The 12,639-nt window shown below is 36.8% G+C and carries 11 protein-coding genes; all 11 read left to right on the forward strand.

Annotated elements, in window-relative coordinates; genetic code table 11:
- Nucleotides 1–44: 44 nt before the first annotated feature.
- The 11 genes from ZA07_RS14590 (at nt 45) to ZA07_RS14640 (ending at nt 12,607) form a co-directional block, all read left to right on the forward strand.
- Complete coding sequence (locus ZA07_RS14590) at nt 45–1,433, forward strand: asparagine synthase C-terminal domain-containing protein (RefSeq protein WP_082316624.1); 1,389 nt, start codon at nt 45–47, stop codon at nt 1,431–1,433.
- Nucleotides 1,434–2,543, forward strand: coding sequence for a glycosyltransferase (locus ZA07_RS14595; RefSeq protein WP_053972494.1), 1,110 nt, complete (start codon nt 1,434–1,436; stop codon nt 2,541–2,543).
- Nucleotides 2,544–2,551: 8 nt separating this feature from the next.
- Complete coding sequence (locus ZA07_RS14600) at nt 2,552–3,724, forward strand: glycosyltransferase family 4 protein (protein WP_197276749.1); 1,173 nt, start codon at nt 2,552–2,554, stop codon at nt 3,722–3,724.
- A complete protein-coding gene (locus ZA07_RS14605; RefSeq protein WP_053972496.1) occupies nt 3,721–4,908 on the forward strand; it encodes a glycosyltransferase family 4 protein in 1,188 nt (395 codons plus the stop codon). The genes ZA07_RS14600 and ZA07_RS14605 overlap by 4 nt, the downstream gene beginning before the upstream one ends.
- Nucleotides 4,909–4,914: 6 nt before the next feature.
- Nucleotides 4,915–5,580, forward strand: coding sequence for a sulfotransferase (locus tag ZA07_RS14610; protein WP_053972497.1), 666 nt, complete (start codon nt 4,915–4,917; stop codon nt 5,578–5,580).
- A gap of 10 nt (nt 5,581–5,590) precedes the next feature.
- On the forward strand, nt 5,591–6,205 hold the full coding sequence (locus tag ZA07_RS14615) for a sulfotransferase family protein (protein ID WP_053972498.1): 615 nt from the start codon (nt 5,591–5,593) through the stop codon (nt 6,203–6,205).
- Nucleotides 6,205–7,284 (forward strand): glycosyltransferase family 4 protein, encoded by a 1,080-nt coding sequence (locus ZA07_RS14620; RefSeq protein WP_231628690.1) that lies wholly within the window; start codon nt 6,205–6,207, stop codon nt 7,282–7,284. Before ZA07_RS14615 ends, ZA07_RS14620 begins: the two co-directional genes overlap by 1 nt.
- A gap of 195 nt (nt 7,285–7,479) precedes the next feature.
- Complete coding sequence (locus ZA07_RS14625; protein WP_197276751.1) at nt 7,480–8,316, forward strand: FkbM family methyltransferase; 837 nt, start codon at nt 7,480–7,482, stop codon at nt 8,314–8,316.
- Nucleotides 8,316–9,650 (forward strand): glycosyltransferase family 2 protein, encoded by a 1,335-nt coding sequence (locus ZA07_RS14630; RefSeq protein WP_053972501.1) that lies wholly within the window; start codon nt 8,316–8,318, stop codon nt 9,648–9,650. The genes ZA07_RS14625 and ZA07_RS14630 overlap by 1 nt, the downstream gene beginning before the upstream one ends.
- A 457-nt stretch (nt 9,651–10,107) precedes the next feature.
- Nucleotides 10,108–11,220, forward strand: coding sequence for a glycosyltransferase family 4 protein (locus ZA07_RS14635; protein WP_197276752.1), 1,113 nt, complete (start codon nt 10,108–10,110; stop codon nt 11,218–11,220).
- A 268-nt stretch (nt 11,221–11,488) separates the two neighbouring features.
- On the forward strand, nt 11,489–12,607 hold the full coding sequence (locus tag ZA07_RS14640; protein ID WP_053972503.1) for a glycosyltransferase family 4 protein: 1,119 nt from the start codon (nt 11,489–11,491) through the stop codon (nt 12,605–12,607).
- Nucleotides 12,608–12,639 lie beyond the last annotated feature (32 nt).

The following is a 12,639-nucleotide window of genomic DNA, read 5'->3' on the forward strand; positions in this document are numbered from 1 at the left end:
GGGAGTTTGATGATAATTGCTATATTCGTTATTTATAAATAGTTATGGTAATTAGTTCTTCTATTCTTCCTAAAGAACATGTTTTTGCAAAAAAGTCAAATGTAAAACACACACTTCATTTAGAGGCTATTTGTGTCTTTGTGGCTACCGGCTTTTTTATGGATGAAGATACTTATTGGAAGGATTTGGTTTGTTTAGCTTCTGCACATGACCATGAATTTGATTCAAATGGAGGACTTATTAAAAGTTCGCCAAATTTTCAATGGCATTATACTCCTAGGAAAATTAGTTTTGATCAAGCTTTAGAAGAATATGTTGCTCTATTAACCCAAGTTTTGAAAGAACAAACTAATGGAAGAGAAGTTATCCTTCCATTGTCGGGAGGTTTGGATAGCCGCAGTCAGGCATTGGTTCTTAAAAAGTTATCAAATCCAGTTCATGCATTTAGTTATTCATTTCAAAACGGATATCCAGAACATCAAATAGCAAAAAAAGTAGCCTCTGTCTGTGGTTTTGATTTTAATGAGTTTATAATAAAACAAGGATACCTTTGGAATTGTATTAAGGATTTGGCGACCATCAATGGTTGTTATTCTGAATTCACTCATCCCCGTCAGATGGCTGTTTTAAATGAATTAAAACAGGTCCAAGGAGTTTTTTCCTTAGGACATTGGGGCGATGTGTTATTTGATAGAGGGGTGCCTGAAGGTATTAATGAGTCTGAGATAGTTTCGTTTGTGTTTAAAAAAATGGTTAAACCTAAGGGGCTAGAGTTAGCCCAATGCTTGTGGGAACATTGGGGGTTGGATGGAGATTTCAAATCATATTTAATAGCTCGTATAGAAACAGGATTGAAAAAAATAAAAATTGACAATATAAGTGCCAAAGTACGGGCATTTAAAACAATCCAATGGGGGCATCGTTGGACAACTACTAATTTATCCATTTTCAAGGAAGCTCACCCTATATCGATGCCTTATTATGATAACCGAATGTGTGAATTTATTTGTTCCATTCCAGAAGCCTATTTAGCTGATAGAAGACTTCAAATAGGCCATTTAAGACAAGATAAAACGATCGCAAATATAACTTGGCAAGCTCAAAGACCATTTAATATCAACAATTATTCTATAAATAAGATGCCTTTTAACCTTCCCCATAGAGTTTTGAGTAAATTTAAGCGATTGGGTCAAGGCTTTTTAGGACATCCCTACGTTCAAAGAAACTGGGAATTACAATTTCTTGGTGAAAACAATGAGGAATGTTTGAAAGGCTTTTTGTATAATGAGAAGTTTAATGAATGGATTCCAAGAGCTATTATTGAAGATTTTTACAATAGGTTTAGGAAGGTTAATGCTATTCCTTATTCTCATCCAGTAAGTATGTTGTTGACTTTGTCTGTTTGGTATCAACGGAATTTTAAAGGTAATTAAATGAGGAGTCAACGGATTAAGATTCTATATACAATCCCCAATTTTAATACCGCGGGTAGTGGCAGGTCAGTTTATGATTTAGTAAAAGGGTTAGATCGCTCTATTTTTGAACCCGAAGTTTGTTGTTTTCATGCAAAAGGGGCTTTTTATAATGAAATTGAAGCCTTGGGAGTAAAGATTCACTTATTTCCTTTTACAACCACTTATAAACCTTATTCAGGTTTCTTTTTTCGCGTGCTAAAAATAAGTCGGTTTTTTAAAAGCAACCAATTCGATTTGATTCATTCTTGGCATTGGAGTTCTGATATTAGTGAGCCTTTAGCGGCAAAAATAGCAGGAATACCTTATGTATACACCAAGAAAGCCATGGGCTGGCATAGCAGGTTTTGGAAATGGCGATCAAGGTTAAGCTCTAAAATCATTGCTGTAAACAAGGATATGATGAAGGAATATTTCACCAATATGTCTCATAAGGTTTCTAATTTTCCTTTAGCAATTGATACTAAGGTTTATGCACCAAACTCAGGCACGTTATATTTGAGAAAAGAATTAGGATATTTAGAAAATGATTTTGTTATAATTACCGTTGCAAATTTGGTAAAAGTAAAAGGTATTGAAACCTTAATAGAGGCGGTAATAAAACTAGACAACCCTCAAATAAAGGTTCTTATAGTAGGAGATGATACTAATGAATATGCTTTAAGAATGAAATCTATTTATTCAAATAAGAGTTTTATAAAGTTTATGGGCAAACAATTGGATGTCAAACCTTTTTTGGCGCTATCGGATTTGTTTGTGATACCAACCAAAGATGTAGGTAGAAGAGAAGGTATTCCTAATGCACCATTAGAAGCCATGGCAATGGAACGTATTGTGTTGGGCTCTTGTATATCAGGAATTAAGGATATCTTGGAAGAATTTCAAGATTGTATGTTTATGGCAGACAACATTAATGAGCTGGCACAGAAAATTGCTTATTGGTATTCGGTTGATTTAAAGGCAAGAGAGAAATTGGCCAAAAGGATGCGGAACCATGTTATAGAATCTTTTTCAATTGAAGAATTTATTCAAAATCACCAGGTGTTATATTTGAATCTTATACAGAAATGAAAAGGCCCATGAAAATAGCTGTTTATTCTGGAGAAATTCCAAGCACGACCTTTATTGAGCGTCTTATTCAAGGATTGGAAAGGAGTGATTGCCATGTTCTTTTGTTTGGGGTGAAAGCATCAAACCATTATCCCAATAAGAAGAATGTTAAGAATTTTGGCTATAGAAATTACAGGTTTTTTAAGATTGTTTATTTACTAAGTTATTGGTTAAGGCTTACAATTTTTAGAAATAGGGACAAGAAACGTTTACACCGTAAATTAAAAAAGTTATCAAGATATCACTTAAATGTTTTGATAAAAGTCTATCCTGTTCTTTGGTATAAACCTGATATTTTTCATATTCAATGGGCAAAGGGTATTCAAGATTGGATGTGGGTTCAGGATTTTGGTATAAAAATAATTTTAAGTTTGAGAGGTGCGCACATAAATTATTCGCCTCTTGCTGATCGAAATTTGGCAGAAGTATACAAACAAAATTTCCCAAAATTGGATGCGTTTCATGCTGTTTCAAATGCCATTGGAAAGGAAGCAGTCATTTATGGGGCTGATAAAAATAAAATGCTAACCATTTTAAGTGGTTTGGACTTAAAAAGCTTTCCATTTTCTAAAAGAAGATCAAAATCTCCGGTTTTTAGAATTTTATCCATAGGAAGGGACCATTGGAAAAAGGGTTACCACTATAGTTTGGATGCATGTAGCAAATTAAAGAATCAAGGAATGGATTTTCACTATCAAATTGTTGGTTTGAATCCAGATTTTGAAGTATTATATCAGCTTAAAGATTCTAATTTGGAATCGCATGTGAAAATAGAATCTCACTTGCCTATGGATTTAGTTCGTTTTTATATTCAGGAGGCTGATGTTTTGCTATTGCCTAGTATTGAGGAAGGGATCGCTAATGTAGTTTTGGAGGCTATGGCTTTGGGTACTTTAGTGGTGAGTTCTGATTGCGGAGGGATGAATGAAGTTATCGAACACAAGGTTAACGGTCTATTGGTGGCTGTAAGAGATCCAGAGGCTATTGCAGAGGCTTTAAAAGAAGTATCTGAAATGACGGATTCAACTTATGAAACCATAGTGATGAATGCAAGGGACACAATTGAAAGACAGCACGATATTGAAGAAATGATTAATAAAATGACAGGCCTTTATTCTAAAACATTATTTTTTGATAAATGAATAAACCCCAAAGAATAGGTATTGTATTAACGCGTGTTCCCGGTTATTCTGAAACTTTTTTGGTAAACAAAATCGTTGGATTGCAGAATCAAGGCATTGAGGTTATTCTCTTTGTAGATCAAAATGTAGGAATTCCTAAGGATTTCATTTGTAAAATAAAATGTATGCCTTATGGAGATCCTTTGAAATGGAAGCGATATTTCAAAATGGTTCTTTCGATATGGAATATCCTTTTTTCACATCCACAAAGGTCTTACAAGCTTTTTAGAATGCATCGAAAATCCTTAAGGTCAAGAGTTAGGAGTTTCAAAAATGTTCTTCTTGCTCAACCCATATTAAATGAATCCTTGGATTGGCTGCATTTTGGCTTTGGAGTTTTGGCTGTTAATAGGGAATTTGTGGCTAAGGTAATTGGAGCTTCCATGGCAGTGAGTTTTAGGGGATATGATTTATATCTTTCACCTTTGAAACAACCCGATATTTATAAGGAATTATTTGCGACTTCATGTAGGTATCATGTACTTTCACAGGAAATGAGATTGGACCTTACTAATCAGGGAGTGAATTCAAATCACATAGAGGTTATCTATCCTGCTATTGATGTTGATTTTTTTCGTTCAGAAGTAAATGACATAGTGTTTTCATATCCATTAAAGTTTTTAAGTGTTACTCGGTTACACTGGAAAAAGGGTTTGGAATATACTTTGGAAGCATTAGCTCATCTTAAAAATGAGGGAATTGATTTTCAATATACAATAATCGGTGAAGGTGATCAATATGAGCGCCTAGTCTTTGCTGTTCACCAATTGGATTTAGTAAAGGAAGTTCGGTTTATAGGGAAGCAATCGCCTGCACAAGTCAAACAGGCTTACAAAGAGGCCGATATCTATCTACAGTATAGTATTCAGGAAGGCTTTTGCAATGCGGTTTTGGAAGCCCAAGCCATGGGCATACCCTGTGTGGTTTCTAATGCCGAAGGATTGGCTGAGAATATATTAGACGGAAAAACGGGTTGGGTAATACCTAAAAGAGCCCCGATTATTTTAGCCAATAAAATAAAGGAGATTCTTTTGATGGATGTTAGTAAATTAACAGAAATAAGAAATATGGCAAAAGAACGGGTTTCTGATAAGTTTAATATGGAAGTGCAGCAAAGGAAATTTGTTGAATTCTATAAAAAGTAGTTTGATTTGAGTTTTAAAAAATTAAAAGTCATTGTTATAGGCTTACCCAAAACAGGAACTTCGACTATAACCGTCATGTTACGGATATTGGGATATGAAGTCACTGGACCCGATATTCATTTTGAAATAGGGAATACACCATATTTGAAAAAACAATTTGAAATTTTTGATGGCTTTCAAGATTACCCTTGGTGTTTTGAATGGTGGCGGTTTCGAGAAGATGATCGGGTTTTGTTTATTGAATTAAAAAGAGAAAAAGCCGCTTGGTGGCGAAGTTTTTATGATTCTTATGGTGGAAAGGAAACTAATTATTTGTCATACCCTTATTTTAAGATAGCGAAATCTAAAGAGAACCAAGAGGGCTTTTTGGAATTTTTTGAGCAGTACTATGACCATTTTGCTTCCTATAAAAAAGAGCATCCTCAAAAAGTTTTGAGCGTAGATATAAAAAACCTTTCTTGGCAAGACTTGTGTGTTTTTTTGAACGAACCCATCCCCAAAAATCTATGGGGGAAAATTGTTAAAAAGCCACATGTTAATCAATTGAACTATCAGCGAGGTCAGAAAAAAAAGTATCTTTTGATTAAAAGAATTAGGAACTTCTGGATTCCTATCATAGGAGTTAAGCGTTGGCAAAAATTGATGCTTTTTTTGAGAAAAAATGGAATTTAAATAGGGAGCTGTGATAGATAAAACTAAGGTTTTTGTAATAGGTTTTCAAAAGACAGGTACCACCTCATTGGAGTTAGCTTTACAAAGGTTGGGCTTTCGGGTTTATGGTGGCGATAAAAACCTAATGAAATTTCAAAATACAATAGAACTCAAGACTTATATCCAGAAAACTTTACAGAATTGGGATGCGGTTCAGGATATGCCCTGGCCCATATTTTATAAACAGTTATTTGAGCTTTATCCCGAAGCGTATTTTATTTTAACAGTTAGAGATCCTCAGTCTTGGATTCAAAGTGTTGTTCAGTTTTTTGGAAGTATTCGTTTTCCTTTGCATCAAAAAATTTATGGTGTGCCTTGTGCCGAGAGCTATGAATCTAGATACTTAGAAGTCTATCAACAGTATAATAAGGAGGTTCAATTCTTTTTTTCTGGCAAGCCCCACTTTTTGGTTATGGACATGAAGAAGGATTTTAATTATGAGACTTTATGTGGCTTTCTAAACATTCAGGATATTCCAAGTGAAGCTTTTCCTCATGGACGAAATAATGGACGAAGAAGGCTTCCCACTTATAAGTGGTACCGGGATTTAAGATCCTTTTATTGGAATTTAAAAAAAGGGTATTAGTGCATATTCTATTTTTATATACGTTTAATAAAGGTCTGTTGTCACAATATTATAGTGAATTGGCAACAAGACTTTCCAATGATGGCTATCGAGTAACTTTTTTTAGCTTGAAAGGGCAAAGGAAGGTAGATGATTCCCACCCTTTTGAATTGATTATCAAAAAAAAAGGAGGTTATCTTAGGAACTATTATGAGGTTTATAATATACTAAAGAGCGTTCAACCGGATGTGGTGGTTTCTAATTTTAGCTATGTGAATCCTGCTCTTTTGTTTGGTCGCATTTTGGGCGTTAAAAAAAATATTGTTTGGTATCATTCTCTAAATGAGCAGACTGGAGCCTCTAGAAAACAAATTTTCATAAAAAAGCAGTTTTTGAAATTGGCCGATTTGGTCATTGCCAATTCCAAAAGGACCAAGGAGGAACTCATATCCATTTATGGTCTTTTGGATTCTAGGGTTAAGGCTGTCCCATTTTGGACGCCTATACATCAAATACTAAAAGACGGGAGTGAACTTCAACAAGAGCGTTCTAGTGATAGACTGCTTAAAATAGGGTGTCCTGGGCGTTTGGAAACCCATAAAAATCAGAGAATGGTTCTTCAAGCATTAAACCAATTAAAGGATTCCGGAATTGCCCATTTTAAATTGTTTTTGGCAGGCCAAGGCGGTGATGAAGTTTTCTTAAACCAATTAACTGTCGATCTGCAACTTGAGGAGCATGTGGTATTTTTGGGCCATTTATCCCATACGGAAATGATTGAATTTTATCAGGAAATGGATGTCATTGTATTGCCAAGTTTGCATGAAGCTTTTGGATTGGTGTTTATCGAGGCGCTGGCCATGGGGTGCCCCGTTCTGGTATCGTCGGCCTTTGGGGCATTAGGGTATGTTCAGGAAAGTGAAGAGATCTTGGATCGATTTGTTTTTGACCCAAGGGAGATAGCTTCCCTCACTCAACGGTTCTTGCCCTATATGCAAGGACAGGGAATGGAAAGGCATTATTTTAGAGCGCTTTATGAACGATATTTTGATGTTGATATAATTTATAAGCAAATCAAATGTGTATTATTAAACTCATGAAATTTTGTGAGTGATCCAAAAAAATAAGTGTTTTGTGAGCTATTTCTACTTAAGATTGTATCAGATTTTAGGATAAAGGATTGAAGATTTGATATAAAGAATTGTATCTTGAAAGTTTAATTAAAATCAAAGGTTGTTGAAATAATTTAGGATTTTTAAATGCCTGAATGAGTAGAAATAGTTAAAAGGAAATAAGTGTTAAAAGTGAAATATTTTGTAAATGGTATAAAAAAATATATTCCGAAAAGAGAGTCTTCTTTTGTGGATGTTTCCTTATGTGGTGTGCCATTAAAGGTTTTAAAGAACTCTATTAGATTGCAACAAGACAAGGATGATGCTTGGTGGTTTTTTTTAACTAAACATCATAATATTATATTCGACATTGGAAGTAATGTAGGATATATGTCCTTGCTTGCTCTTATTCAAAACCCTAATAGACAAATCCTGTTGGTTGATCCTAATCCAAAAGCGTTACAAGCTGCTTCAAAGATGTTTTTAGAGAATCAAATAGGGTTTCGTGCCAACTATTATTCCGCTTTTGTGAGTGATACTTGTGACGAAGCTGTTACATTTTATACCATAGGAACAGGAGCAGCAGGCAGTATGTATGCTTCCCATGCCAAAACAGCATCACAAACGAACTCCTTTATGAATGTGAAGTCAGTAACCTTGGATTATCTAATGAGCTTTTATGAGGTATTGCCTGATTTGGTCAAAATTGATGTGGAAGGAGCAGAGGCTCTAGTCTTGGCTGGATCTAAAAAGCTTGCAGACAAGTCGAAGTGTGGTTTTTTTATTGAAATGCATTGTAATGACCAACTTACCATGGTAAATAATACTCAAATGGTTTTGGATTGGTGTGTATCGGTAGCCTATAATGCGTGGTATTTAAAGACTGGGACTCTTTTAACTTCACCCAAACCTGTAGAGCATCGTGGAAAATATCATTTATTATTGCTTCCTGAAGAAAAATCTTATCCAGGCTATTTGACAGGAATTGCTGAGGCCAGTACATTACCAGAATCTTTATAATGCTATTTAAACTTTTAAAGTATTTACAGCCCACCCATTATTTTCAACGCTTTCGAACGAATGGTCAATCTGTGTTTCCTATAGCCAGCGAATTACCTAAAGAAGTCCTTAACCAGTTGCAGCCTGATTTAGGATATGAATCCGATTTGGCAACCCAATATGATTTATCATGGCAAGCGGTTCAATATGGGTATTTAGTTGATAGCCCTACTTATGCAGTATTTGACCCGTTGCCTTTGGTGGATGAGTATCGGTTTTTGAGAAAGCAATTTCATTCCGTTTGGGTGTTTTATGTTCTAGCACTTCGACTATTTGAGTTGCATGCTCCCCTAAAGGAAATAGCTTCTTGGAAGGCTTCTAAAACCAATACGCGGGCAACTGTTGATCAAAAAAACATACGCTATCCAGATTATGATGCCTATGATTCCAGTTTAATACAGGTCTCTCCTTTGGTGAGTGTGGTCATTCCTACTCTCAATCGTTATACGTATCTTCATGATGTTTTAAAGGATTTTGAGGCACAAACCTATACCCATTTTGAAATTTTGGTGGTGGATCAATCCGAACCCTTTCGACCGGAGTTTTATCAAGGGTTTGATTTAACTATCCGTGTTATCCGACAGGAAGAAAAGGCTCTTTGGTTGGCTCGAAATCAGTCCGTCAAAGCTGCTTACGGAACTTACATCGCTTTATCAGAGGATGATGTACGAATTCCCAAGGATTGGATTGAACAGCATTTAAAATGTATGGACTATTTCAAAGCAGATATTTCTGCCGGTGTTTTTTACCCAGAAGGTGGACATATGCCCAAAGAACGTTCGTTTTTTACTTTGGCTAGCCAATTTGCTACGGGTAACGCTCTGTTGCATAAAGATGTTTTTAAGCTAGTGGGTCTATTTGATCGTCAGTTTGAGAAGCAACGGATGGGTGATGGGGAATTTGGAATACGGTGTTATTTGGCAGGCCTTAAAAGTGTCTCTAATCCGCTGGCTTTTTGTTTGGATGTGAAGGCTGGTGTTGGAGGATTACGTGATATGGGGAGTTGGGATGCGTTTCGACCCAAGCATTGGTTGGCACCTAGACCTATTCCTAGTGTTATTTATTATTTTAGAAGGTATTTTGGAAATCAGGCAACTATATATAGCCTTTTGCGAACCGTACCTTTTTCGGTGATGCCTTATCAGTTAAAAAAAAGTAAGTCGATGATGGTTTTAGGTGGCTTAATCAGCTTGTTGCTGTTACCTCTTGTTTTGATTCAGGTGGGACGTTCCTGGTATTTGGCACGTCTGAAACTTAAAGAGGGACCAAAGATTGAGAGGTTAAATGATGAGTAGATGTGGGAATTTGCGGATGTGCGGATGTGCAAATGTGTAGATCAGAGGATATGCAGATGAGTGGGTGTGTAGATTTAGAAAAGAAAATAGAAAATAGAGAATAGAGAATTGAAAATAGAAAATAGAAAATAGTAGTCATTAGTTAGTAGTTAGTAGTCAGTAGTTAGTAGTGAGAAATGCGTTATTCAGGAGGGTTATTGTTAGCCTTCTCGATACTATTTTGCTCCAACCGTCGCAAAATCTCCAGACGGTGCGGTCTGGACAAGCTCGAAGTGACACGTTGGTTGATGGTATTTAGTTGATGGTTGTCGGTGAGTAGTGAAAAGTGAAAAATGTTCGTTGATGGTTGTTCGTTGGTGGTTGGAATCAAGAGACAAGAGACAAGACGATTTCATTTTTAATGTCAAGTGATATGGGAGCAGTTCTATTGGTCGAATTTTAAAAAATGTTTGAATCGTTGAAAAATAAAAATTTATTAATCGTAACATCTGAGTTTCCGCCCTTGCCAGGGGGGATTGGTGAGCATGCTTACCAATTGGCGAAACAACTGCATCGATTAGGTTATCACATCACCGTCTTGAGCGATCAACGAGTTTCGGAAGGTCTTGAAGAACATAAATTTGACGAAGCTCTCCCGTTTCAGGTAGTTCGTACTGCACTTCGAAGTTCTCGGTGGCAGATGTATTTTCAGCGTATTCAACAGTATCGTGAATTGGCAGCCCATACGGATGTGGTTCTTGCCAGTGGGAAATTTTCTTTGTGGTTGGTGGGTTTTACCAAATGGCTTTATAAAAAGCCTAGTATAGGGATTCTGCATGGGTTTGAAGTCAATTTCCATAAAACTGCTTTAAAGGAAAGTATTGATAAGGCATTGCAAACATTTGATCGTTTGGTTGCCGTATCCAATTTTACAGCCTCTAAGGTTTCTCAGTTCCAGGATAAGGTTTGCGTGATTCCCAATGGGTATGCGAAGGATAAATGGGCAAACACCCATCTTATTCCAGTTACTTTGAAAGGGAACCCTAAACTGATTACCGTGGGGAACGTTCATGAACGAAAAGGACAATTGCAGGTTATTAAGTTATTGCCTGAATTGCTTCGTGTTTTTCCAGACCTACATTATCACTGTGTAGGACTGCCAACCGAAGTTTCCAAATTTCAAAAAGAGGCCGAACGGTTGGGGGTCGAGTCACATGTGAGTTTTCATGGAAGGTTGTCTACAGATGAGGTGGCTTCCTATTTAAAAGACCCCGATATCTTTGTGATGCTGAGTCAGGAGACAGCTACTGGTGATGTTGAGGGCTTTGGGATTGCGATTTTGGAAGCTAATGGTTTTGGGATTCCCGCCTTAGGAGGCTTGGGAAGTGGGGTGGAAGATGCCATACAGAATGGGGTTTCTGGGAAATTGGTGGATTCTGAAGATCCTCAAGCCATAATAGAAGCCATTCAGGAGATTTTGAGTCATTATAAAGCTTATTCGGAAGGTGCGAAGGCTTGGGCTGAGACCCATGTTTGGGAGCAGGTTGTTAAAGGATATGTGGAGGTGATTGAAGGATTTAGGAATCAGTAAACAATAAACAGTAAACTGTAGTTGGTATTTAGGAGTTCGTGAAAAGTTGTATTCAAAAATCAAGGGTCAAGACGATTTTAGTTTATTGTTTTTAGTTTTTAGTTGATGGTTGCTTCTCGATACAATTTTATTGCACTGCGCTTCATAAAACCACTCGAAGTGACAACGGGTATTTGTATTATGTGGGTCTTAGAATTGAAAGTATCTTTAACAAATACATTTGGTGGTTTGGGGTAATGGACTATATTTGATTGGCAAACCATTCTTTATGACTTTGACCATTATTTCACATACGGAACATTATAAAACAGCCAATGGCCAGATTGTGGGGTTTGGGCCAACCGTAATGGAAATCAATAGTCTTTTAAACCTTTTTGATCGGATTGTTCATGTGGCGATGTTACACGATGGAACGCCACCTGCCCATGCTATGGCTTATCAGGATGAGCGGATTGAGTTTCGGAGGATGCCAGCCATAGGAGGACCAAAAATGACCGACAAATTAAGGGTGCTTTGGCAAGCTCCTATGGTGCTAAGTCAGGTTAAAAAGGCAGTGGCAGAAAGTGACTGGTTCCAATTTCGGTCTCCTACGGGTATAGGGGTATATGTGATTCCTTACTTGATGTGTATTCAAAAATCAGGTTGGTTTAAATATGCAGGAAACTGGAAACAGGAGGCAGCACCTTGGTCATACCGTTTTCAACGGTGGCTGTTGATCCATCAAAAACGGAAGGTGACCATTAATGGGCATTGGCCCGATCAACCAAATCAATGTTTGACCTTTGAGAATCCATGTTTAACGGAAACTGAACTTGAAAAAGGAGTATCCGCCTTCCAAACTAAAAAACCTATAGCTGAAGGGGTGGTTCTCTGTTTTGTTGGACGATTGGAAGAAGCCAAAGGCATGGATGTTTTTTTGAATGCCTTGAAGGAATTACCCCACTCCCTTCTAAAACAATTGGACCAGGTTCACGTGGTAGGCACCGGCCCTGAGATTGCTCGATATCAAAATTTCATGGCAGGTTTTAGTAAACCAGTCTTATTTCATGGTCTTTTGTCTCGGGTTGATGTCCATAAGATCTATGCCAAAAGTCATGGTATTGTGCTTCCCACTCAATCGGAAGGTTTTCCCAAAGTCATTTCTGAAGCTATGGCATATGGGTGCGTACCTATGGTCTCCTCGGTTTCTGCTATTGGTCAGTATGTGACTGTTGATAAAGGCTTTTTGTTGGATGATTTGAAAATTGAAACCTTGGTGAAAATTTTATCATCTTTTTTGGATTTGACTACAGAGACCTATCAAAATATGGGTAAGCAATGTTTGGATGGCGTTAAGAAGTTCTCCTATGCCTCCTATGGTGAACATTTAAAAGAGGTCATTTTATAAAGGTTTAAGTTCTAGAATTTTATTCAGACAAT

Origin of the sequence: Mangrovimonas sp. ST2L15 (assembly GCF_001280515.1) — a bacterium.
Taxonomy (GTDB): domain Bacteria; phylum Bacteroidota; class Bacteroidia; order Flavobacteriales; family Flavobacteriaceae; genus Mangrovimonas; species Mangrovimonas futianensis.

What these genes read in the sequence shown, in the direction of transcription:
- ZA07_RS14590 (WP_082316624.1), top strand. Translation starts at nt 45, where the DNA reads ATGGTAATTAGTTCTTCTATTCTTCCTAAAGAACATGTTTTTGCAAAA.
- ZA07_RS14595 (WP_053972494.1), top strand. Translation starts at nt 1,434, where the DNA reads ATGAGGAGTCAACGGATTAAGATTCTATATACAATCCCCAATTTTAAT.
- ZA07_RS14600 (WP_197276749.1), top strand. Translation starts at nt 2,552, where the DNA reads ATGAAAATAGCTGTTTATTCTGGAGAAATTCCAAGCACGACCTTTATT.
- ZA07_RS14605 (WP_053972496.1), top strand. Translation starts at nt 3,721, where the DNA reads ATGAATAAACCCCAAAGAATAGGTATTGTATTAACGCGTGTTCCCGGT.
- ZA07_RS14630 (WP_053972501.1), top strand. Translation starts at nt 8,316, where the DNA reads ATGCTATTTAAACTTTTAAAGTATTTACAGCCCACCCATTATTTTCAA.
- ZA07_RS14640 (WP_053972503.1), top strand. Translation starts at nt 11,489, where the DNA reads ATGACTTTGACCATTATTTCACATACGGAACATTATAAAACAGCCAAT.